Annotated in this window: 20 protein-coding genes and 5 tRNA genes; 9 read left to right on the forward strand and 16 right to left on the reverse strand. The window is 72.4% G+C overall.

The window, feature by feature from the left end; genetic code table 11:
* A complete protein-coding gene (locus ACGFZL_RS19330) occupies positions 1-234 on the forward strand; it encodes an Lrp/AsnC family transcriptional regulator (protein WP_003973433.1) in 234 nt (77 codons plus the stop codon).
* 138 nt (positions 235-372) lie between these two features.
* Here ACGFZL_RS19330 and ACGFZL_RS19335 read toward each other — a convergent pair whose 3' ends face one another.
* From ACGFZL_RS19335 to ACGFZL_RS19345, 3 genes are all read right to left on the reverse strand, one after another.
* Positions 373-1,530, reverse strand: coding sequence for a D-alanine--D-alanine ligase family protein (locus ACGFZL_RS19335; RefSeq protein WP_393693136.1), 1,158 nt, complete (start codon positions 1,528-1,530; stop codon positions 373-375).
* A gap of 91 nt (positions 1,531-1,621) precedes the next feature.
* Entirely contained in the window at positions 1,622-2,632 is a 1,011-nt protein-coding gene (locus tag ACGFZL_RS19340) for an NAD(P)H-dependent glycerol-3-phosphate dehydrogenase (RefSeq protein ID WP_393693138.1), read from the reverse strand.
* Positions 2,629-3,423, reverse strand: coding sequence for a lysophospholipid acyltransferase family protein (locus ACGFZL_RS19345; protein WP_393693140.1), 795 nt, complete (start codon positions 3,421-3,423; stop codon positions 2,629-2,631). The genes ACGFZL_RS19340 and ACGFZL_RS19345 overlap by 4 nt, the downstream gene beginning before the upstream one ends.
* Positions 3,424-3,566: 143 nt before the next feature.
* Here ACGFZL_RS19345 and cofC point away from each other — a divergent pair, with 143 nt between their 5' ends.
* Together cofC and ACGFZL_RS19355 are read left to right on the forward strand one after the other, a co-directional pair.
* Positions 3,567-4,205: a 2-phospho-L-lactate guanylyltransferase gene (cofC, locus tag ACGFZL_RS19350; RefSeq protein WP_393693142.1), complete on the forward strand. Its 639-nt coding sequence runs from the start codon at positions 3,567-3,569 to the stop codon at positions 4,203-4,205.
* A gap of 9 nt (positions 4,206-4,214) precedes the next feature.
* Positions 4,215-4,418, forward strand: coding sequence for a hypothetical protein (locus ACGFZL_RS19355; protein WP_355175303.1), 204 nt, complete (start codon positions 4,215-4,217; stop codon positions 4,416-4,418).
* A gap of 69 nt (positions 4,419-4,487) precedes the next feature.
* Here ACGFZL_RS19355 and ACGFZL_RS19360 read toward each other — a convergent pair whose 3' ends face one another.
* From ACGFZL_RS19360 to leuC, 4 genes are all read right to left on the reverse strand, one after another.
* Positions 4,488-5,153 (reverse strand): HU family DNA-binding protein, encoded by a 666-nt coding sequence (locus ACGFZL_RS19360; RefSeq protein ID WP_393693144.1) that lies wholly within the window; start codon positions 5,151-5,153, stop codon positions 4,488-4,490.
* A 137-nt stretch (positions 5,154-5,290) separates the two neighbouring features.
* Entirely contained in the window at positions 5,291-5,521 is a 231-nt protein-coding gene (locus ACGFZL_RS19365) for a hypothetical protein (RefSeq protein WP_355175307.1), read from the reverse strand.
* Between the two features lie 276 nt (positions 5,522-5,797).
* Positions 5,798-6,391 carry a 3-isopropylmalate dehydratase small subunit gene (leuD, locus tag ACGFZL_RS19370; RefSeq protein WP_393693147.1) on the reverse strand — a complete coding sequence of 198 codons (594 nt, stop codon included), beginning with the start codon at positions 6,389-6,391 and terminating at the stop codon, positions 5,798-5,800.
* A 6-nt stretch (positions 6,392-6,397) separates the two neighbouring features.
* Positions 6,398-7,828 carry a 3-isopropylmalate dehydratase large subunit gene (gene leuC / locus ACGFZL_RS19375; protein WP_355175311.1) on the reverse strand — a complete coding sequence of 477 codons (1,431 nt, stop codon included), beginning with the start codon at positions 7,826-7,828 and terminating at the stop codon, positions 6,398-6,400.
* A gap of 127 nt (positions 7,829-7,955) precedes the next feature.
* Here leuC and ndgR point away from each other — a divergent pair, with 127 nt between their 5' ends.
* On the forward strand, positions 7,956-8,672 hold the full coding sequence (gene ndgR / locus ACGFZL_RS19380; RefSeq protein WP_355175313.1) for an IclR family transcriptional regulator NdgR: 717 nt from the start codon (positions 7,956-7,958) through the stop codon (positions 8,670-8,672).
* A gap of 127 nt (positions 8,673-8,799) precedes the next feature.
* Here ndgR and ACGFZL_RS19385 read toward each other — a convergent pair.
* From ACGFZL_RS19385 to ACGFZL_RS19425, 9 genes are all read right to left on the reverse strand, one after another.
* Positions 8,800-8,872 (reverse strand) — tRNA-Glu (locus ACGFZL_RS19385).
* Positions 8,873-8,900: 28 nt separating this feature from the next.
* Positions 8,901-8,972 (reverse strand) — tRNA-Gln (locus ACGFZL_RS19390).
* Between the two features lie 20 nt (positions 8,973-8,992).
* A tRNA-Glu gene (locus tag ACGFZL_RS19395) sits at positions 8,993-9,065 on the reverse strand.
* Between the two features lie 29 nt (positions 9,066-9,094).
* Positions 9,095-9,167, reverse strand: a tRNA-Glu gene (locus ACGFZL_RS19400).
* 21 nt (positions 9,168-9,188) lie between these two features.
* Positions 9,189-9,260: transfer RNA gene (locus tag ACGFZL_RS19405), tRNA-Gln, on the reverse strand.
* A 92-nt stretch (positions 9,261-9,352) separates the two neighbouring features.
* Entirely contained in the window at positions 9,353-10,084 is a 732-nt protein-coding gene (locus tag ACGFZL_RS19410; RefSeq protein ID WP_355175315.1) for an HAD family hydrolase, read from the reverse strand.
* 97 nt (positions 10,085-10,181) lie between these two features.
* On the reverse strand, positions 10,182-11,660 hold the full coding sequence (gltX, locus tag ACGFZL_RS19415) for a glutamate--tRNA ligase (RefSeq protein ID WP_393693150.1): 1,479 nt from the start codon (positions 11,658-11,660) through the stop codon (positions 10,182-10,184).
* Positions 11,653-12,438: a fumarylacetoacetate hydrolase family protein gene (locus ACGFZL_RS19420; protein ID WP_393693152.1), complete on the reverse strand. Its 786-nt coding sequence runs from the start codon at positions 12,436-12,438 to the stop codon at positions 11,653-11,655. The genes gltX and ACGFZL_RS19420 overlap by 8 nt, the downstream gene beginning before the upstream one ends.
* A gap of 119 nt (positions 12,439-12,557) precedes the next feature.
* Positions 12,558-12,743, reverse strand: a complete 186-nt coding sequence (locus ACGFZL_RS19425; protein WP_355175321.1) for a hypothetical protein — start codon at positions 12,741-12,743, stop codon at positions 12,558-12,560.
* Positions 12,744-13,251: 508 nt separating this feature from the next.
* On the opposite strand from ACGFZL_RS19425, the gene ACGFZL_RS19430 reads away from it, so the two are divergent.
* The 5 genes from ACGFZL_RS19430 (at position 13,252) to ACGFZL_RS19450 (ending at position 22,226) form a co-directional block, all read left to right on the forward strand.
* A complete protein-coding gene (locus tag ACGFZL_RS19430; protein WP_393693154.1) occupies positions 13,252-17,115 on the forward strand; it encodes a nitrate- and nitrite sensing domain-containing protein in 3,864 nt (1,287 codons plus the stop codon).
* A gap of 9 nt (positions 17,116-17,124) precedes the next feature.
* Complete coding sequence (locus ACGFZL_RS19435; protein WP_005479910.1) at positions 17,125-17,538, forward strand: roadblock/LC7 domain-containing protein; 414 nt, start codon at positions 17,125-17,127, stop codon at positions 17,536-17,538.
* Positions 17,539-17,649: 111 nt separating this feature from the next.
* Positions 17,650-18,048 (forward strand): DUF742 domain-containing protein, encoded by a 399-nt coding sequence (locus ACGFZL_RS19440; protein ID WP_355175325.1) that lies wholly within the window; start codon positions 17,650-17,652, stop codon positions 18,046-18,048.
* The gene (locus ACGFZL_RS19445) at positions 18,029-18,604 is read left to right on the forward strand and encodes an ATP/GTP-binding protein (protein WP_355175327.1); all 576 of its coding nucleotides are present in this window, start codon (positions 18,029-18,031) and stop codon (positions 18,602-18,604) included. The genes ACGFZL_RS19440 and ACGFZL_RS19445 overlap by 20 nt, the downstream gene beginning before the upstream one ends.
* 406 nt (positions 18,605-19,010) lie before the next feature.
* Positions 19,011-22,226, forward strand: a complete 3,216-nt coding sequence (locus ACGFZL_RS19450) for a nitrate- and nitrite sensing domain-containing protein (protein ID WP_393693157.1) — start codon at positions 19,011-19,013, stop codon at positions 22,224-22,226.
* The last annotated feature ends 2 nt before the right edge of the window (positions 22,227-22,228 follow it).

The raw sequence follows: 22,228 nt of genomic DNA on the forward strand, positions 1-22,228 counted from the left end.
GTGGTACAGGCGTACATCCTGATCCAGACGGAGGTCGGCAAGGCGTCGACCGTCGCCGAGACGATCAGCAAGCTCCCTGGAGTGATCCAGGCGGAGGACGTGACGGGTCCGTACGACGTCATCGTGCGCGCCCAGTCCGACACCGTGGACGAACTCGGCCGCATGGTGGTCGCCAAGGTCCAGCAGGTGGACGGCATCACCCGCACCCTGACCTGCCCGGTCGTCCATCTCTAACCCCCAACCCCCACGTCAGCAGACGACGGCGCGTCGGCGGCGGTTCCCGGCCCGGGAAACCCGCTGATCATACTGCGCCGTGGACAGCAGGAAGGCGATCCCCTCGGGGATCGCCTCCGTGCACCTCACGTGGCCGCGTCAGCGCAGCCCGGTCGGGCGGCGCAGTGCCGCCTGCACCAGGCGGTCCACCAGCTCCGCGTAGCCGATGCCGCTCGCCTGCCACATCTGCGGGTACATGGAGATCGGCGTGAAGCCGGGCATGGTGTTGATCTCGTTGATGACGAACTCCCCGTCCTCGGTGAGGAAGAAGTCCGCGCGCACCAGGCCCTCGCAGGAGGCCGCGTCGAAGGCGGCCACCGCGAGCCGCTGCACCTCGGCGGTCTCCTCGGGGGTCAGCGGAGCGGGCACCACACCGGGGGTGGAGTCGATGTACTTGGCCTCGAAGTCGTAGTACGCGTGCGCCGAGGGCGGCGGGATCTCGGCCGGTACGGAGGCCCGGGGGCCCTCCTCGAACTCCAGCACCCCGCACTCGATCTCGCGGCCCACCAGGGCGGCCTCGACCAGGAACTTGGGGTCGTGGCGGCGGGCCTCCTCGATGGCCTCGTCCAGGCCCGCGAGGCCGTCGACCTTGGTGATGCCGATGGAGGAGCCGGCGCGGGCCGGCTTCACGAAGAGCGGCCAGCCGTGCTCGCCGGCGAAGTCCACGATCCGCTTGCGGGCGGCCTGCCGGTCCTGCTCCCACTCGCGGGGCCGGATCACCTCGTACGGGCCGACCTTGAGCCCGTAGGACGTGAACACCCGCTTCATGTACTCCTTGTCCTGGCCGACCGCCGAGGCGAGCACGCCCGCGCCCACGTAGGGCACGCCGGACAGCTCCAGGAGGCCCTGCAGGGTGCCGTCCTCGCCGTACGGGCCGTGCAGGACGGGGAAGACGACGTCGACCTCGCCGAGCGCCTTGGGCACGGAGCCGGGTTCGCTGTAGACGACCTCGCGGCTGGCCGGGTCGACGGAGAGCACGACGGCGCCCTCGGCGGACTCGGCGACCTCCTCGACGGCCGGCGTGCGGCGCTCGGTGATCGCCATCCGCTCGGGGGCGTCGGCGGTGAGCACCCACCGGCCCTCCCGGGTGATGCCGATCGGCAGGACCTCGTACTTGGTCCGGTCGATGGCGCCGAGCACGGCGCCGGCGGTGACCGTGGAGATCCCGTGTTCGGAGCTGCGCCCGCCGAAGACGACGGCCACCCGCGGCTTGCGCGGCGGCTGCTCGGGGCTCTGGGGGAGGTTCTCGGTGCTCATATCGCGATGAGCGTACCCGCACCCCAGGCCGGGAGACAGCGTCGGCGGGGCCGCGTGGCGCGGCCGTCGCTCCTCGTGGCCCGGGCCTCGCTCAGCGTCGTTCGGGCTTGGCGCTGCGCGACATCAGCTCCTTGAGCGCGACCACCGGGGGCTTGCCCTGGTGCACGATGCCGACGACGGTCTCGGTGATCGGCATGTCGACGCCGTGCCGGTGGGCCAGATCCAGCACCGACTCGCACGACTTGACGCCCTCGGCGGTCTGCCGGGTGACCGCGATGGTCTCCTGGAGGGTCATGCCCTTGCCGAGGTTGGTGCCGAAGGTGTGGTTGCGCGACAGCGGGGAGGAGCAGGTCGCGACCAGGTCGCCGAGGCCGGCCAGGCCGGAGAAGGTCAGCGGGTCGGCGCCGAGGGCGACGCCGAGCCGGGTGGTCTCGGCGAGGCCGCGGGTGATCAGCGAGCCCTTGGCGTTGTCGCCGAGGCCCATGCCGTCCGCGATGCCGACGGCCAGGCCGATCACGTTCTTGACGGCGCCGCCCAGTTCGCAGCCGACCACGTCGGTGTTGGTGTACGGGCGGAAGTACGGCGTGTGGCAGGCGGTCTGCAGGCGCCGGGCGACCGCCTCGTCCGGGCAGGCGACCACGGCGGCGGCCGGCATCCTGGCGGCGATCTCGCGGGCCAGGTTGGGGCCGGTGACCACGGCGACGCGCTCGGCGCCGACCCCGGAGACGTCGGTGATGACCTCGCTCATCCGCATCGCGGAGCCCAGTTCGACGCCCTTCATCAGCGAGACCAGGACGGTGTCCGGGGCCAGCAGGGGCGTCCAGTCGGCGAGTCCGGCGCGCAGGGTCTGGGAGGGGACGGCCAGGACGGTGAAGTCGGCGTCCCGCGCGGCCTCGGCGGCGTCGGCGGTGGCCCGCAGGTTGGCCGGCAGGTCGATGCCGGGCAGGTAGTCCGGGTTGGTGCGGGTGGAGTTGACGGCGTCGGCGAGTTCGGCGCGGCGCCCCCACAGGGTGACGTCGCAGCCGGCGTCGGCGAGGACGGCGCCGAAGGCGGTGCCCCAGGATCCGGTGCCGAAGACGGCCGCCTTGACGGGCTTGCTCACGTGCCCTGCCCTTCCGCCTGCTTGCCCTGCGTCCGGGCCCGCGCGGCCGCCTGGGCCTGCGCCTGGGTGCGGCGGCGCTGCTCGACGCGCTCGCGGCGGGGGTCGTAGGGGGCGTCGGGGGCCTTCTCGCCGCGGATCTCCTCCAGCTGGCGGGTGACGGCCCGCATGATCACGTCCGTGGCGTCCTTGAGCACGTCGGCGGTCATCTCCCGGCCGTAGAAGGCCGACAGGTCGACCGGCGGCCCGGCCAGCACGTGGTGCGTCTTGCGGGGCAGCAGGCGCGGCTTCTTGGCGTACGGCGGCAGCAGTTCGTTGCAGCCCCACTGGGCGACCGGGATCACCGGGCACCGGGTCTGCAGGGCGACGCGGGCAGCGCCGGTCTTGCCGGTCATCGGCCAGCCGTCGGGGTCGCGGGTGAGGGTGCCCTCGGGGTAGAAGGCGACGCACTCGCCGCGGTCCACGGCGTCGATCGCGGCCCGGAAGGCGCTGAGCGCGTCGGTGCTCTCGCGGTAGACGGGGATCTGCCCGGTGCCGCGCATCGCGGCGCCCACGAAACCCTTGCGGAACAGGCCCGCCTTGGCCAGGAATCGCGGCACGCGACCGGTGTTGTACTGGTAGTGCGCGTAGCCGAGGGGGTCGACGTGCGAATTGTGGTTCACGGCGGTGATAAATCCGCCGTCGGCCGGAATGTTCTCCATTCCCCGCCAGTTCCGCTTGATCAGAACCACCAGCGGCGGTTTGCAGATCACCGCGGCCAAGCGGTACCAGAAGCCGATTCTGCGGCGGGGCACGCGAGCACCTTTCCTCCAGGGCCTGGGGCCGGACAAGTGTCGCCCCGGGCCGCCCGTCTGTCGAGAACACCGTACGCCCCGGTGCCGGGGCCGCCGCCTGCGCCGGGGGACAATGGCGGCGTCGAGAGAAGGACGGAACGCCCGTGCAGTGGACCTTGGTCGTGCCCGTGAAGAGCCTCGCGCGGGCCAAGAGCAGGCTGGCGGACACGGCCGACGACGGGGTGCGCCCGGACCTGGCCCTCGCCTTCGCCCTGGACACCGCGGCGGCGGCGCTGGCCTGCCCGGCGGTGGCGGATGTGGCGGTCGTCACGGATGATCCACGGGCCGGCCGGGAGCTGGCCGCGCTGGGAACGCGGGTGGTGGCGGAGGAGCCGGGGGGCGCCCTGAACGCGGCCCTGGCACAGGGCGCCCAGGCCGTGCGGGCGGCCCGCCCGGAGGCCCCCCTGGCCGCCCTCAACGCCGATCTCCCGGCACTGCGCCCGGCGGAATTGGCCCGCGTACTGGCTGCCGCGGCGGCATTTCCGCGCGCATTCCTGGCGGACGCCGCCGGAATCGGCACCACGTTGTTGTCCGCGCGGCCGGGCCGGGAATTGGCGCCCGCGTTCGGCCCGGATTCCCGGGCCCGCCACCGGGCCTCGGGCGCGGCGGAACTGGGGCTCACGGCGGTGGATTCGGTACGCCAGGACGTCGACACCGGCGACGACCTGCGCACCGCCCTGTCCCTCGGCGTCGGCCCCCGCACGGCCGCACTGGCCGCCCGGCTGCTGACCGCCGGGCAGTAGGGTGCGGGTATGCAGGCGACCGCTTACACCTACGACCCCGTGAGCCGCAGCGGGCAGGTGCTGCTCGACGACGGCACGCCGGTGGCCTTCGACGCGGCGGCCTTCGACGCGGGGGGTCTGCGGCTGCTGCGGCCCGGGCAGCGGGTGCGCGTGGAGACGGCCGGTGCGGGCGCGGAGCGCCGGATCACCCTGGTGACGCTGCAGACCTTCTGAGCACGCCGCGGGCCGGACCCCTTACGGGAGTCCGGCCCGGCGTGTGAGTGCCCTCGGCCCGTCCGCCTGCTACTTGCTGCGGGCGGTGGCCTTCTTGGCGGTGGTGGTCTTGCGGGCGGTCGACTTCTTGGCGGGGGCCTTCTTGGCGGTCGCCTTCTTCGCCGGGGCCTTCTTCGCGGCCGTCTTCTTGGCCGCAGCGGAGGCGGTGGTCTTGGCCGCGGTCTTCGTCGCCGAGGTCTTCTTGGCGGTCGCCGTCTTCGCCGGGGCCTTCTTCGCGGCGGCCTTCTTCGTGGTCGCCGCCGTCGTCGTCTTCTTGGCCGCGCCCGCGGTCTTCTTCGCGGCGCCGGTGGCCTTCTTGGCGGCGGCCTTCTTGCCGACGGCCTTGGAGATGGTGGGGGGCGGGCCCGACAGGCTGCCCTTGGGGGCCTTCTTGACCGCGATGTCGTTCTTCGGGAGCTTCTTCGAGCCGCTCACCAGGTCCTTGAAGCCCTGCCCCGCGCGGAAGCGCGGCACGGAGGTCTTCTTGACCCGAACCCGCTCTCCGGTCTGGGGGTTGCGGGCGTAGCGGGCCGGGCGGTCGACCTTCTCGAAGGAACCGAAGCCGGTGACCGAGACCCGGTCGCCCGCGACGACCGCGCGGACCAGGGCGTCCAGGACGGCGTCGACGGCGTCGGCCGCCTGCTGCCGGCCGCCGACCTTGTCGGCAATCGCTTCTACGAGCTGCGCCTTGTTCACGTCTTCCCCTTCGGAGACATCGCCAGAACGAATGTGTTCAAGCTTTTTCGCACGTTAGGCAGTTATAAACCGCAAATCAAACACGAAACGGGCTAATCACCCTTGTGCCGCAACGGACTCGGGCGGTACCGGCCCGTTCAGCCTTCCTCTTCGGGGATTCGCCCCGCGTCGAGGTCGGCGGTGAACCGGTCCAGGCGCCTTGCCGCGCCGGCAAGATCGTGTTTGGCCGCGGCCGTAATGACCAGCAGCTTCCGGGTCAGCGCCATCCGTACGCCCTCCGGGACTTGCAGTGCGCGCACTCTTGTGTGCGCTTCCTTGAGCCGGATCGCGACCGCCGCATAGAGCTCGAGTTGGCCGTCGTGGTCCATGCACAGATTGTGCCATCTGGGGCGAGTTGTCGCCTGCGCAGGGGGCAACTGCCGCCCCGTACGGCCTCGTCGGCCCCGGCGGAGGCCATGGTTCCAGATCCTGTCTGCCCCGGCAATCACTCGTGTAACAGGGGCAGTTGAGGGCCCGGCGGGGTGTGCGGGCCACTGACCGGCGCCGGGAACGGCGATACCCCCGACCGGGGCCGATCGGGGGTATCGCGGGGTCGTGCGGTGGCCGAAACTCGACCGTCCGACGGGCCGGGAGGGCGCCGGGGCTCAGACCGGGAGCGTGCGCGGCTTGAACGCCGGGCGGCGGGCCTCGTAGGCGGCGATGGCGTCCTCCTCGCGGAGGGTGATCGAGATGTCGTCCAGCCCGTTCAGCAGCCGCCAGCGGGAGTTCTCGTCCAGCTCGAAGGCGGCGGTGACGCCCTCGGCGCGCACCTCGCGGGCCTCGAGGTCGACGGTGATCTCGGCGGTCGGGTCGCTCTCGGTCAGCTCCCACAGGCTGTCCACGACCTTCTGGTCGAGGACCACCGTGAGCAGGCCGTTCTTCAGCGAGTTGCCGCGGAAGATGTCGGCGAAGCGGGCGGAGATCACCGCCTTGAAGCCGTAGTTCTGCAGCGCCCACACCGCGTGCTCGCGGGAGGAGCCGGTGCCGAAGTCGGGGCCGGCGACGAGCACCGTGGCGCCCTGGCGCTCGGGCCGGTTGAGGACGAAGGACGGGTCCTTGCGCCAGGCCTCGAACAGCCCGTCCTCGAAGCCGTCCCGGGTGACCTTCTTGAGCCAGTGAGCGGGGATGATCTGGTCGGTGTCGACGTTGCTGCGGCGCAGCGGGACGGCCCGGCCGGTGTGCGTGGTGAAGGCTTCCATGGCTGATCAGACTCCAGCGGGCGTCGGGGCGTCGGCGGCGGCGAGGTCGGCCGGTGAGGCGAGGTGGCCGGTGACCGCCGTGGCGGCCGCGACCTGCGGCGACACCAGGTGGGTCCGGCCGCCCTTGCCCTGCCGCCCCTCGAAGTTGCGGTTGGAGGTGGAGGCGGAGCGCTCGCCGGGGGCCAGCTGGTCGGGGTTCATGCCCAGGCACATCGAGCAGCCGGCGTGCCGCCACTCGGCGCCGGCCTCCTTGAAGACCACGTCGAGCCCCTCGGAGACGGCCTGGAGGCCCACCCGCGCGGAGCCGGGGACGACCAGCATCCGTACGCCGTCGGCGACTTTGCGGCCCTCGACGATCGCGGCGGCGGCGCGCAGGTCCTCGATGCGGCCGTTGGTGCAGGAGCCCACGAAGACGGTGTCGACCTTGATGGAGCGCAGCGGCTGCCCGGCCGCCAACCCCATGTACTCCAGGGCCTTCTCGGCGGCGTACCGGTCCGAGGCGTCCTCGTAGGAGGCGGGGTCGGGGACGGCCGCGGAGAGCGGGGCGCCCTGGCCCGGGTTGGTGCCCCAGGTGACGAACGGCGACAGCGCGGCGGCGTCGATGACCACCTCGGCGTCGAACTCGGCGTCGGCGTCCGTGCGCAGTGTGCGCCAGTACTCCACCGCCGCGTCCCAGTCGGCGCCCTCGGGGGCGTGCGGGCGGTCCTTCAGGTAGGCGAAGGTCGTCTCGTCGGGGGCGATCATGCCCGCGCGGGCGCCGGCCTCGATGGACATGTTGCAGATGGTCATCCGGGCCTCCATCGAGAGCTTCTCGACGGCCTCGCCCCGGTACTCCAGGACGTAGCCCTGGCCGCCGCCGGTGCCGATCTTCGCGATGATCGCCAGGATCAGGTCCTTGGCGGTGACGCCCTCCGGCAGCTCGCCGTCGACCGTGATCGCCATGGTCTTCGGGCGGGTCATCGGCAGCGTCTGGGTGGCCAGCACGTGCTCGACCTGCGAGGTGCCGATGCCGAACGCCAGCGCGCCGAAGGCGCCGTGCGTGGAGGTGTGCGAGTCGCCGCAGACCACGGTGGTGCCGGGCTGGGTCAGGCCCAGCTGCGGGCCGACCACGTGCACGACACCCTGCTCGACGTCGCCCAGCGGGTGCAGCCGGACGCCGAACTCGGCGCAGTTCGCCCGCAGCGTCTCCAGCTGGGCGCGGGAGACCGGGTCCGCGATGGGTTTGTCGATGTCCAGCGTCGGGGTGTTGTGGTCCTCGGTGGCGATGGTCAGGTCCAGCCTGCGCACCCGGCGCCCGCTCTTGCGGAGCCCGTCGAAGGCCTGCGGGCTGGTCACCTCGTGCAGCAGGTGCAGATCGATGAAGAGGAGGTCGGGCTCGCCCTCGGCGCGCCGGACGACGTGGTCGTCCCAGACCTTCTCCGCGAGTGTCCTACCCATCGCTTTACCTCCGGCCCTGGCGCGCGAGCACCCGGCCCAACTAGAGATGACTTCGTGACTCCCAGGGTGGCGTGTTCCACCGGAAATTGAACTTGCGTTTCACAGAGTGAGACGCGAGTATCGTTTCATGGACAACAGTAGCGGCGTCGGCGTTCTGGACAAGGCGGCCCTCGTCCTGAGCGCTCTGGAGTCCGGTCCGGCCACCCTCGCGGGCTTGGTCGCGGCGACCGGACTGGCACGACCCACGGCCCACCGCCTGGCCGTGGCCCTTGAGCACCACCGCATGGTGGCGCGCGACATGCAGGGCCGGTTCATCCTCGGCCCGCGCCTGGCCGAGCTGGCCGCGGCGGCCGGCGAGGACCGCCTGCTCGCCACGGCGGGCCCGGTCCTGACCCACCTGCGGGACGTGACCGGCGAGAGCGCCCAGCTCTACCGGCGCCAGGGCGACATGCGCATCTGCGTGGCCGCCGCCGAGCGGCTCTCGGGCCTCAGGGACACCGTCCCGGTGGGCTCGACGCTGACCATGAAGGCCGGTTCCTCGGCGCAGATCCTGATGGCCTGGGAGGAGCCGGAGCGGCTGCACCGGGGCCTCCAGGGCGCCCGTTTCACGGCGACGGCGCTGTCCGGGGTGCGGCGCCGGGGCTGGGCGCAGTCCATCGGCGAGCGCGAGCCGGGTGTGGCCTCGGTCTCGGCGCCGGTGCGCGGGCCGTCCAACCGCGTGGTGGCCGCCGTCTCGGTCTCAGGGCCCATCGAGCGCCTCAGCCGCCACCCGGGCCGCATGCACGCCCAGGCGATCATCGACGCCGCCGCCCGCCTCTCGGAGGCCCTGCGCCGCACCGGCTGACGGCACCGGAGCAGGACACACGGGAAGGGCCCGCCCCGACGCCGCGGCGGGCCCTTCTCCGTGTCGCCCCGCGGGCGCCGGAACACGGCGAAGACCCCCCACCGAAGTGGAGGGCCTTCGTGTTGCGTACCCCCGACCGGATTCGAACCGGCGCTACCGCCTTGAGAGGGCGGCGTGCTAGGCCGCTACACAACGGGGGCGTGGAGCCTGCGTTTCCGCAGGTCCGAGCTGGTCTACCTGGACTCGAACCAAGACTAACTGAACCAGAATCAGTCGTGCTGCCAATTACACCATAGACCAATGTGGTTTAGACCAGTCAGTACCCCCGACCGGATTCGAACCGGCGCTACCGCCTTGAGAGGGCGGCGTGCTAGGCCGCTACACAACGGGGGCCCTAGCGATCCCGACTGGATCAGGATCCGTACCCCCGACCGGATTCGAACCGGCGCTACTGCCTTGAGAGGGCAGCGTGCTAGGCCGCTACACAACGGGGGCTTTGCAGATGAGCTCTGCGAGCTGGCCTACCTGGACTCGAACCAAGACTAACTGAACCAGAATCAGTCGTGCTGCCAATTACACCATAGGCCATTGGAACGCAAGCCCCTGAGGGGGTCTCGTTCTCACTTCGCGCCCCCGGTTCCCGGCCTTTCGGCCCGCTCTCCGGCGGCGCAGGAAGAACATTACCCGAAGGTGGACGGGGCTCCAAAACGAGTAGGGCCGCCGAGGAGCGCGGGGAGTTCGGCGAGCGAGGCGATGCGGCGCGGCCCGGCGGGCGGGTCGAGGGTGGCGTAGGCGCCGCCCCGGTCGATCCACACCGAGAGCAGCCCGGCCTCGGCGGCCCCGCGCCCGTCGATCTCCGGGTGGTCGCCGACGTAGGCGACCTCGCGCGCGGGGAGGTCCAGGGCGTCGCAGGCGGCCTGGAAGGCGGCCGGCTCGGGTTTGGAGACGCCCAGCTCGGCGGCGCACAGGATGGCCTCGAAGCGGTCGTGCACGCCGAGGACGCGCAGTTTGTGGTCCTGGACGGTGAGGCTGGAGTTGGAGAGCACGGCGTGCCGGTGGCTGCCGGCCAGGGCGTCCAGGACCGGCAGCACGTCCGGGAAGAGCGACCAGGCGGCCTCGTAGTGGGTGAGGTAGCGCCCGAACCAGTCGTCGGCCTCGGCGTCGGTGAGGTCGCGGTCCAGGAACTCCCGGATGCGGTCGCGGCGCTGGGTGACGAAGTCCACCTCGCCGGCCGCGAAGCGCGCCCACTGCCGGTCGGTGATCTCCCGCCAGCGCGCGAGCGCCTCCTCGGGCGACCCGTACCCGGCGAGCAGCCCCTCGGCCACCAGGTGGGCGCGCATGCCCTCGCGGTCGGCGGTGGTGTAGTCGAAGAGGGTGTCGTCGACGTCCCAGACCACGGCGCGGATGCTCATGCGGCGACCGTAACGCGCGGGTGGCGGCCGTGGAACCCGGATACGGCGCAGGGGCGGCACCCGGCGTTCCGGGTGTCGCCCCTCTCCGCATCGCGCGTTACGCCGCGAGCCGCGCCAGGGCCGCGTCGATGCGGGCGAGGGAGGCGTCCTTGCCGAGGACCTCCAGGGACTCGAAGAGCGGGAGGCCGACGGTGCGGCCGGTCACGGCGACGCGGACCGGGGCCTGGGCCTTGCCGAGCTTGAGGCCGTGGGCCTCGCCGGCGGCCAGGACGGCCTCCTTCAGGGACTCCGGGGAGGACCAGTCGGCGGCGGCCAGCTTCTCGCGGGCCGTGGCCAGCAGGGCGTCGCTGCCCTCCTTCATGGCCTTGGTCCAGCTCGCCTCGTCGAAGACCGGCTCCGGCAGGAACAGGAAGTCGACGTTTTCGGTGATCTCGGAGAGGACCCTCAGGCGGGTCTGCGCGTGCGGCGCGATCGCCTGCCACTTGGCCTCGTCGAAGTCCTCCGGCGCCCAGGGCGCGACGGGCGCCGTCAGCCAGGGGCGGCAGCGCTCGGCGAAGTCCTTCGCCTCCAGGAGGCGGATGTGGTCGGCGTTGATCGCCTCGCACTTCTTCAGGTCGAAGCGGGCCGGGTTGGGGTTCACGTCGGAGATCTCGAAGGCCGCGACCAGCTCGGCGACCGAGAAGACGTCCCGGTCGGCGGAGAGCGACCAGCCGAGCAGCGAGAGGTAGTTGAGCAGACCCTCGGGCAGGAAGCCGCGCTCCCGGTAGAGGTTGAGGCTCGACTGGGGGTCGCGCTTGGAGAGCTTCTTGTTGCCCTCGCCCATCACGTACGGCAGGTGCCCGAAGGCCGGCACGGCCTTGGCGAGGCCCAGCTCGATCAGCGCCTTGTACAGGGCGATCTGGCGCGGGGTGGAGGAGAGCAGGTCCTCGCCGCGCAGCACGTGGGTGATCTCCATCGCCGCGTCGTCCACCGGGTTGACCAGCGTGTACAGCGGGGCGCCGTTGGCGCGGACGATGCCGTAGTCCGGGACGTTCTCCGGGGTGAAGGTCAGTTCGCCGCGGACCAGGTCGGTGAAGGTGATCGTCTCGTCGGGCATCCGGAAGCGGACGATGGGGGCGCGGCCCTGGGCGCGGTACTCCTCGACCTGCGCGGCGCTCAGCTCGCGGCAGTGGCCGTCGTAGCCGGACGGCTTGCCGGCGGCGCGGGCGGCCTCGCGGCGGCTGTCCAGCTCCTCCTGGGAGCAGTAGCAGTGGTAGGCGTGGCCGGCCTCCAGGAGCTTGGCCGCGACCTCCTTGTAGAGGTCCATGCGCTGCGACTGGCGGTAGGGCGCGTGCGGGCCGCCGGTCTCGGGGCCCTCGTCCCAGTCGAAGCCCAGCCAGCGCATCGCGTCGAGGAGCTGCTCGTAGGACTCCTCGGAGTCGCGGGCCGCGTCGGTGTCCTCGATGCGGAAGACGAGCGTGCCCTGGTGGTGCCGGGCGAACGCCCAGTTGAACAGGGCGGTGCGGACCAGGCCCACGTGCGGGTTGCCGGTGGGCGAGGGGCAGAAACGGACACGGACGGAGGATGCGCTAGCCACGCTGGACGACCTTGTTGGTGAGAGTGCCGATGCCTTCGATGGTGACGGCGACCTCGTCGCCGACGTTCAGGGGGCCGACCCCGGCCGGGGTGCCGGTGAGGATCACGTCGCCGGGGAGCAGCGTCATGGCCTCGGAGACGTTGGCGACCAGGTCCGCGATGGAGTGGGTCATCTCGCTGGTGCGGCCGAGCTGGCGCTGGCCGCCGTTGACCGTCGCCTGGATGGTCAGGTCGGACGCGGCGGCGAGCGAGAGGCCGGTCTCCACCCAGGGGCCGAGCGGGCAGGAGGAGTCGAAGCCCTTGGCGCGCGCCCACTGCTTCTCGCGGCGCTGCACGTCGCGAGCGGTGACGTCGTTGGCGCAGGTGTAGCCGAAGATCACGTCTTCGGCGCGGTCGCGCGGGACCTCGCGGCACATGCGGCCGATGACCACGGCCAGCTCGGCCTCGTGGTGCAGCTCCTCGCTGAAGGAGGGGTAACGGATCGCGTCGCCGGGGCCGATGACGGAGGTCGACGGCTTGAAGAAGGCGAAGGGGACGTCGGGTGCCTCGTTGCCCAGTTCGCGGGCGTGCTCGGCGTAGTTGCGGCCGAAGGCGACGACCTTGCTGGGGAGCACCGGCGGCAGCAGGCGCACCTTGTTGAGGGGGACCTTGGTGCCGGAGAGCTCGAAGTCCGCGAACGGGATGCCCTTGATGATGTCGAGGACGAGTTCCTCCGGCTGGTCGCCCTCGACCGCGCCGAAGGCGACGTTCCCGTCGATGGAGAACCTGGCGATGCGCACGGGTGGTGTGGCCCCTTGACTGAGCTGGCTGAAGTCGGACGCTCCAGGCTAGCGCCCCGGGGCCCGTCCGGCGGTGTCGGCCGGACGGGCCCCGGGGCTCGTGCGTGAGGTGCTCGCGGCTACTGGGCCGTGGCGGCGACCGGGAGGTCCATCAGGATCGTGCGCCGCGGGTTGGCGGTCTGGGCGGGCAGCTCGGCGGCGTGCTCCGGCAGCTCCGGGATGTGCAGCTCGTCGGCGCCGGCCAGGTGGGCCAGCGTGGTGCGGTCCGGGTTGGCGATCTTGTGGAACAGCATCGTCGTCTTCACGGGAGTACGAACCCTTGTCGTTGTCGGTTCTGTCGTCTTTGTAAAGCGTCAGGCTAGACACGCGATTCCCCGCCGACCGGGCCCACTCCCGCGATCTCCGTGTGAGTTTGCTCACCTGACCAGGGGCAAACCGGTCAATTCCGGCCAGCAATCCACTCCGGCGAAACCGACATAGCCGTACCTAGGCCCGCATTCCGCTCCTGATCATGGCGACTGGGACACTCCCCCGGGGTCGGCGAATCGCAGGCTTATGCCCCTTTTACTCGTGATCATCTTCCACGTCTGGTGACCCGCTCCTCACGTGCTGTCACGTAGGTCACGGCGTGGCCCACGGGCCTTGTTGGAGATCCGGCACTGTGCTGGAATCTCACGGACCAAGGCGTGACGGGGAAACGAGCGCCGGTCACTCACGACCACCACGGGGGCGAATTCAGGGCGCTCCCATGACGCCGACACCGTGCCCTGCCGCTCACGCGGACGGGTGCCTGGTCCAGAGGTTGCGACGCTAGTGCAGGGACGTTTCAAGAGGGATGGCAGCGCTTCGGCGGAGCCGGAGCCGCAAGGCGGGACTGGCCCGAGGTCAGGCAGCTCCTCGCCCCAGCACGCCCAGGCCGCGGGCCAGACCCCGTCCGGCGACGGCGGCGACCGCGCCGGGCGTCCCGGAGCGGGTGCCGGCGCGCCCGGCGCCGAGGAGCCGCCGGCCCCGAAGCCCGCGAAGGGCTCCCCCGGGCCGGGCCCGCGCATAGCCCTGCGCAACTGGCGGATCTCCACCCGCCTGATCTCCCTGCTGGCGCTGCCCGTGGTCGCGGCGACCTCGCTGGGCGCCATCCGCATCAACCAGTCGCTCGACGACATCCAGCAGCTCGACAACATGAAGCTGCTGACCGAGATGACGAAGCAGGCCACCGAGCTGGCCGCCGCGCTCCAGGAGGAGCGCGACAAGTCCGCGGGACCGCTGGCGCACAAGTCCAAGACCAGCGCGATCGCCATCAAGGGCGACCGGGACCGCACGGACCGGGCCCGGAAGAACTTCCTGGACAGCTCCGAGGCCATCGACGCCGCCAGCAAGGAAGGCAACCTGGTCGGCGTCCGCGACAGCCTCGTCGGCCTCGCCGGCGACCTCAACGGCCTGGAGAAGATCCGGGCCGGCGCCTACCAGGCCGAGGACAACTCGACCCAGACGGTCGAGGCGTACCACCGCCTGATCACCCACCTGCTCGACCTCTCCCAGGACATGGCGGAGGCGACCAGCAACCCCGACATGATCCAGCGCACCCGCGCGCTGGCGGCGTTCTCCTCGGCCAAGGAGTACGCCTCCATCCAGCGTGCGGTCATCGCGGCGGCGCTGCCCGCGAACACCACCTCGCCGGGCCGCCTCTCGGACAACGACCGGCTGTACGCGCAGTCCGCCCTGCAGAGCCAGACCTCCGAGACCCGCAGCTTCAGCAGCATCTACGGCGACGGGGCCGAGGACCTGCTCAAGCCGATCTCCGAGGGCAACCCGACGATCGAGGCGTCCGACAAGTACGCGGCGCGGGCCATCGACAGCGCGGACGGTCTGTCCGAGGTGGGGAAGCGGTCCTACCAGGACTGGCTGGACGACTCCTCCACCAAGATCCAGCAGATGAAGAACATCGAGCTGACGCTCCTTGAGGACATGGAGCAGAAGGCCCGCGAGCTGCGCTCCGAGTCCGAGCAGGAAGCCATCATCTCCGGTGTGCTGATCCTGCTGGTGCTCGGCGTCTCGCTGGTCGGCGCGTTCGTCGTCGCCCGGTCCATGATCCGCTCGCTGCGGCGCCTGGAGGAGACGGCCACCAAGGTCGCCCAGGATCGGCTGCCCGAGCTGGTCAAGCAGCTCTCCGAGACCGACCCGCAGGACGTCGACACCTCCGTGGAGTCGGTCGGTGTGCACTCCCGGGACGAGATCGGCCGGGTGGCCGCGGCCTTCGACGACGTGCACCGCGAGGCGGTCCGCCTCGCCGCCGAGCAGGCCCTGCTCCGCGGCAACGTCAACGCGATGTTCACCAACCTCTCGCGCCGCTCCCAGGGCCTGATCCAGCGCCAGCTCTCGCTCATCTCCGAACTGGAGTCCCGCGAGGCCGACCCGGACCAGCTGTCCTCGCTGTTCAAGCTCGACCACCTCGCCACCCGCATGCGCCGCAACGGCGAGAACCTCCTCGTCCTCGCCGGTGAGGAGCCCGGCCGGCGCTGGACCCGCCCGGTCCCGCTGGTCGACGTGCTCCGCGCCGCCGCCTCCGAGGTGGAGCAGTACGAGCGCATCGAGCTGGCCTCGGTGCCGACCACCGAGGTGGCCGGCCGGGTCGTCAACGACCTCGTGCACCTGCTCGCCGAGCTGCTGGAGAACGCGACCTCCTTCTCCTCGCCGCAGACCAAGGTCAAGGTCACCGGTCACGCGCTGCCCGACGGGCGGGTGCTGATCGAGATCCACGACACCGGCATCGGCCTCTCCCCCGAGGACCTCGCGGCGATCAACGAGCGGCTCGCCTCGCCGCCCACCGTGGACGTGTCGGTCTCCCGGCGCATGGGCCTGTTCGTGGTCGGCCGCCTCTCGCAGCGCCACGGCATCCGCATCCAGCTCCGCCCGTCGGACTCCGGCGGCACGACCGCGCTGGTCATGCTGCCGGTCGACGTGGCCCAGGGCGGCCGCAAGCCGCAGCCCAAGCCCGGCCAGCCGGCCGTCGGCACCGGCGGTCCGGCCGCCGCGCAGGCGGCGGCGGCCCGGCGGGGCGGCAACGGCGGCCAGAACGGCGGCGCCCTCACCGGCGGTCCGCTCGGCGGCGGCGCCTTCGGCGCGGGCGGCGGTCAGGGCGGTGGCCTGCTCGGCGCCGGCCAGGGTCCGCGCCCCGCGCTGCCCGGCCGGGAGGCCGGCGGTCGCCCGGACGCCCCCGGCGCCCCGCGCGGCCCCCAGTCGCCCGGCGCCCCCACCCGGCAGGACCGCCCGGCCCCGGCCGGCGCCCCGCAGGGCCTCCAGGCCGCGGGCATGAACGCCCCGCAGGGGCGGACGCGCGGTCAGGCTCAGGGCCAGGCACCGGGCCAGGACGCCTTCGGCGGCGGCCGGACCCCGGCGCCCCCGCAGCGCGGCCGGCAGGACGGCGCCGGCGGCAACACCGCACCGGGTGGCCGGCGTCCGCAGCTGCCGCCGCGCGGCGGTGCCCGGGCCGAGCTGCCCGGCGGCGGCCGACCGGCCCCGCAGCCCACGCAGGCGCAGCAGCCGCGGGTGCCGAGCTGGAGCGACGAGAACGCGCAGCCCTCGGTGGGGCGCGCCTCGCTGGACGGCCCGCGCGGGCACGAGGAGCCCGGCGGCTTCGCCCCGCGGGGCGACGAGCGCCACGGTCCGGGCTCGACGTCCGAGCTGCCGGTGGTCCCGCGGCTCGGCGAGCCCCAGGGTCCCGCGGCCACCTCGGAGTTCCCCCGTCCGGACTTCGGCGCCCCGGCCCTCGGCCAGGACGCCGCGCAGGGCCCGGGCCGGTACGCCCCGCAGCAGGGCAACGGATCCTTCGTCCGCTCCGACGTCTTCGGACAGGCGGGCCAGGCAGGAGCACCGGGCCAGCAGGGCCGGCAGCCGCAGCAGAACGGTCAGCAGGGTCAGCCCGGCCGGCCCGGCGGGCCCGCGCACTTCGGCGGCGCCCCGGGCCACCCCGGCCTGCCCGGCCGCCAGGACCCGTCCGCCACCGGCCAGTTCGAGCGCCCCCAGCCGGCCCCGGCCTCCCAGCCGGGACCGCAGTACCACGGCCACAGCAACGGCAACGGCTTCGCCGTCCCGCAGCAGCGCCCGGCGCACCAGGAGCCGGCCCAGGCCCAGCGCCCGGACGACAACTGGGCGCTGCCCCCGGCCACCGGCCCCGGTGACGGACGCACGCCGCTGTACGACACGCTGGAGACGAACTGGTTCCACGGCGAGCGCCGGGACCGCCTGCGCGCCGAGGCCCAGGCACCGGCGCCCGCCCAGCCGCGATCGGACCAGCCGCGACCGGACCAGCCGCAGGCGGACCACGGCTCCCCGGCGCGCCGGACCCCGGCGCCCCAGACCCCGGCGGCCCCCGAGCCGCCCGCCGGCTCCGGCTGGCGCAGCTCGCCCAACGACGACCTCGTACGGCAGGCGGAGCGGGTCCGCCAGCCGGCCGCGGGCGGCATCACCACCTCCGGCCTGCCGCGCCGGGTCCCCCGGGCCAACCTGGTCCCGGGCACGGCCCAGCAGCAGGAGCACCAGAGCGGTCCGCAGGTCTCGCGCGCGCCCGACGACGTGCGCGGCCGGCTGACCAATCTCCGTCGGGGAATCGCACAGGGCCGTCAGGCCGGTACCAACCAGACCGGCAGCTACCCGCGGCCCACTCACCAGCAGGAGCGTTAGTTGAGCCCGATGAGCCAGGCGGCACAGAACCTCAACTGGTTGATCACGAACTTCGTGGACAACACCCCGGGGGTGTCCCACACCGTCGTCGTGTCCGCGGACGGCCTTCTCCTGGCGATGTCGGAGGGGTTCCCGCGCGACCGCGCCGACCAGCTCGCGGCGGTCGCCTCGGGGCTGACCTCGCTGACCGCGGGCGCCTCACGCATCTTCGAGGGCGGCGACGTGGCGCAGACGGTGGTGGAGATGGAGCGCGGCTTCCTCTTCCTCATGTCCGTCTCCGACGGCTCGTCGCTGGCCGTGCTCGCCCACCCCGAGTGCGACATCGGCCTGGTGGGCTACGAGATGGCGCTCCTCGTCGACCGCGCGGGCGCGGTGCTCACGCCCGACCTGCGCGCCGAACTGCAAGGAAGTCTGCTCCACTGATCGGCCCCGGCACCACCCGTCTCACCAGATCACCGTCCGGCCGCCACAAGACCCCCACCGGCCACACACGACGGCACTTCTGACCGACCTGCTGTCCCGCCCGGAGGACCCATGACCCCGCCCACCGCCTCATCCGATCCGTACGCGGAGCCGTACGAGGACGAGGGCGACCAGCCGCTGGTACGTCCGTACGCGATGACCGGCGGCCGGACCCGGCCGCGCTACCAGCTCGCCATCGAGGCGCTGATCAGCACGACGGCCGACCCGGCCGCGCTGATGGGGCTGCTCCCCGAGCACCAGCGCATCTGCCACCTGTGCCGCGAGGTGAAGTCGGTGGCGGAGGTCTCCGCCCTGCTCGCCATGCCGCTGGGCGTGGCCCGGATCCTGGTCGCGGACCTCGCCGAGGCCGGGCTCGTCGCGGTGCACCAGCCGGGCGGCGACGAGAACAACGGCGGTGCACCGGACGTGACACTGCTCGAAAGGGTGCTCAGTGGACTTCGCAAGCTCTGACGGAGGTCGGGCGACCACCTCCGCGAAGATCGTGGTGGCGGGCGGCTTCGGCGTGGGCAAGACCACGTTCGTCGGCGCCGTCTCCGAGATCAACCCGCTGCGCACCGAGGCCGTGATGACCTCGGCCAGCGCCGGGATCGACGACCTCACGCACACCGGGGACAAGACGACCACCACGGTCGCCATGGACTTCGGCCGCATCACCCTGGACCAGGACCTGATCCTCTACCTGTTCGGCACGCCCGGGCAGGACCGCTTCTGGTTCATGTGGGACGACCTGGTGCGCGGCGCCATCGGCGCGGTCGTGCTCTGCGACACCCGCCGGCTCGCGGACTGCTTCCCGGCGGTGGACTACTTCGAGAACAGCGGGCTGCCGTTCGTCGTGGCGCTCAACGGCTTCGACGGCCAGCAGCCCTACTCCCCCGACGAGGTGCGCGAGGCGCTCCAGATCGGCCCGGACACCCCGATCATCACCACCGACGCCCGGCACCGCGCGGACGCCAAGAGCGCCCTGATCACCCTGGTCGAGCACGCCCTGATGGCCCGGCTGCGCTGAACGCCCTGGTGGATCAAGGTCAAGTCGACAGGGTCGTACGGCAGTTGTCGTAACCCCCGCGGCAGCCGGCTGTGTCCTTGGACACGGTCGGCTCCGCTGTTCATAACGTTTCTGCACAAGGAATCCAGCGGTACCGCCACGCGTCGCTGTCGGCCGGTGCCGCTGCGCGCACGAGGGGCCCGCCTTTTGCCGCCGCTCGCGCCGTTTGACCGTTTTATCTCACCCTTACACGTGTCCGCTCCGCCGCGTCCCACTGTTTGGAAGAGCGCAGGCAGCCGTGCTGGAATGCCAGAACTGCCCGATGGTCGAAGACGTACTCACCAGTAGGACGTATGCGACGGCGAACCGGGCTCTGAGACACAGCGGCACGCGTCGAGGTGCCGTCCGCCGAGAGGTTGTTGGTCGAGTGAGGCGAAGCAAGAACAGTCCCGAGCCATCGGCCCGGGGCAACTTCACCCCGCCGCCGCGCGCAGCGGCGGCGCCCGCCCCCGCGCCCGCCGAGGAAGCCCCGGCCCCCGCCCCTTCGGGCGGCCGTCTCTCCCCGCGCAACTGGCGGGTGCCCACCCGGCTCAACGCCATTCTGCTCATCCCGGTCCTCGTCGGCCTCGTCATGGGCGGCTTCCAGGTGAAGAGCTCGGTCGACACCTGGCAGGACGCCGAGGACGCCGAGAGCACCGCGCGCCTGGTGCGCGCCTCGCTCGGCTATGCCAACGCCCTCTACACCGAGCGCGACGTCTCCGCCGCCCCGCTGCTGAGCGGCAAGGGCCAGAAGGACTCCGGCGTCGTGCAGGCCCGCCAGGCCACCGACAAGGCCGCCGACGCCTTCGACGCCGCCGCCGCGCAGATGCCGGCCAAGGACGGCCTGGAGCGCCGGCTCAAGCAGTTCCGCCAGGTCGAGCCCAAGCTCCAGACGCTGCGCGTGGCCGCCTACACCTCCAAGCTCAAGGGCGTGGAGACCGAGGAGGGCTACACCGGCGTCGCCCACCCGCTGATGGAGTTCGCCAACGAGCTGGGTCTCGGCACCGGCAACGTGACCTCCTACGGCCGCACCGTCTACGCGATCTCGCTGATGAAGTCGGCGCTCTCGCTGGAACGTTCCATCGGCATGCACATGCTGGTCAAGCCGGGCCCGGAGCCCGGCCACCTGGCCAGCCAGCGCGTCGCCCTGTCCTCGTACGCCTACCTGGAGGGCATCGCCACCCAGGAGTACCTCGGCGGCGGCACCGCGGGGGACGCGCGCACGCTGCAGGACGCGCAGGAGAAGATGCGCGACGACGGCGCCGCGGCGGCCAAGGAGGCCGCGGGCAAGGACCCGGACTACGTGCCGCCGCCCTCGAACCCGACCACGATGGTCACGGAGCTGGCCCAGCTGGACTCCACGGACCCGAGCGCGCGCGCCGCGCTGGCCCGGCAGGGCATCACGCCGGAGAACTGGTGGGCGGTCAACACCCTCAAGTTCGACGCGTACCAGGGCATCGAGACGGACATGGCCGACCGGGCCGTGGACGAGGCCGCCGGCATCGCCGACGACGCCGAGCAGGACGCCTACATCACCGGTGCCGCGGTGGTCCTCGCGCTGCTCGCCGCCTTCGTGCTGGCCGGCATGGTGGCCCGCCAGATGAGCCGCTCCATGCGCCAGCTGCGCAACGCCGCCTTCGGCATCGCCGAGCAGCGGCTGCCGATGCTGGTCGACCAGCTCTCGCGCACCGACCCGGGCCGGGTCGACACCAAGGTGGCGCCGATCCCGATCGCCTCCACCGACGAGATCGGCGAGGTCGCCCGCGCCTTCGACCAGGTACACCGCGAGGCCGTCCGGCTCGCCGCCGAGCAGGCGCTGCTGCGGGGCAACATCAACGCGATCTTCACCAACCTCTCGCGCCGCAACCAGTCGCTGATCGAGGGCCAGCTGAGCCTGATCACCGACCTGGAGAACAACGAGGCCGACCCGGACCAGCTGGAGAACCTCTTCCGCCTGGACCACCTGGCCACCCGCATGCGCCGCAACGGCGAGAACCTGCTGGTCCTCGCCGGCGAGGAGCCAGGGCGCCGCTGGGACCAGCCGGTCCCGCTGGTGGACGTGCTGCGCGCCGCCTCCTCCGAGGTGGAGCAGTACGAGCGCATCGAGCTGTCCGGCGTCCCCGAGGCCGAGATCCACGGCCGCGCGGTGACCGACCTCGTGCACCTGCTGGCCGAGCTCCTCGAGAACGCCACCACCTTCTCCTCCCCGCAGACCAAGGTCCGCGTCACCGCGACCCGGCTGCCCGACGGCCGTGTGATGGTCGAGATCCACGACAAGGGCATCGGCCTGACCGCCGAGGACTTCGCGGACATCAACCACAAGCTGGCCAACCCGCCGACCGTGGACGCCGCGATCTCGCAGCGCATGGGCCTGTTCGTGGTCGGCCGGCTGTCCGACCGGCACGGCATCCGCGTGCAGCTGCGCCCCTCGGGCGAGCAGGCGGGCACCACCTCGCTGGTCATGCTGCCGGACGCGATCACCCACGGCGGTGGCGGCGAGCAGCAGGCGCAGCGCGACGAGTTCACCGTCTCGCAGATCATCCCGGAGCAGGAGTTCCGGGGCGAGAACTTCGCCCAGGTCGGCCAGCCGATGCGCACCGCCGCCGAACTGGGCTTCGACGACAGCCGCTACACCCCCGAGGTCCCCGACGACATCCGCGACCTCGACCCGGTGGGCCGCTCGCTGATGCGCGAGGAGCGCCGCGCGGCCCTGGAGTCCCAGGCGCAGCCCGAGCAGCACGCCCCGGCCCCCGACGGCACCGAGGTGCCCGGCTACGAGGACCCGTTCAGCGGGCAGCAGCCGGCCTACGGGCAGGTCGGCGGCTATCCGGAGCAGCCGGCCACGGGCTACGACCAGCAGCAGCCGTACGCCGACCACCAGCAGCAGGCGTACCAGGACCCGCAGCAGCAGGCGTACGACGGGCAGTACTACGCGCCGAACGGCGGCGGCTACCCGGAACCGGCGTACGCGGAGCCGGGCCACAACGCCCAGCAGCAGGCCGATGCCGGTGTTCAGGACGGCTACGCGCCCTTCGAGCAGCGGCGTCACCAGGACGACTGGCCCCAGCAGGACGGCTACCACAACGGCTACCCGGGCCAGTACGCTGCCCAGGCCCCCGAAGCGGAATCCCCGCAGGCCGCTGACGTGCCCGCGCCGGACCCCGTAGGCTTCGGGCACGGACTGACCGACGCCGGTCTCCCCCGCCGCGGAGCCACCGCGAGCGGCCCGGCCGAGGCGGCGGCCGGCCGGCAGGCCCCGGCGGCCACGCCGGCCGCGCCGGCGACGGGCGGCGACGAGAGCTGGCGGTCGGCCAACGACGAGCGCTGGCAGCAGGCTTCGGCGCTGCGCAAGCCGAAGGCGGGCGGGGTGACCTCCTCCGGACTGCCGCGGCGGGTGCCCAGGGCCAACCTGGTCGAGGGCGCCGCCGAGACCACCCCCCAGGGGGGCCCACAGGTCTCCCGTGCCCCGGAGGACGTCCGGGGCCGGCTGAGCAACCTGCGGCGCGGCGTGCAGCAGGGCCGCAACGCAGGCAGTGAATCGAACGGCCAGGACACAAGGAACGAACACCGTGGTCCTGACAGCACCTACAACCAGGAGCGTTAGTG

The sequence above is a fragment of the Streptomyces sp. NPDC048182 genome (genome assembly GCF_043202555.1).
Classification (GTDB): Bacteria; Actinomycetota; Actinomycetes; order Streptomycetales; family Streptomycetaceae; genus Streptomyces.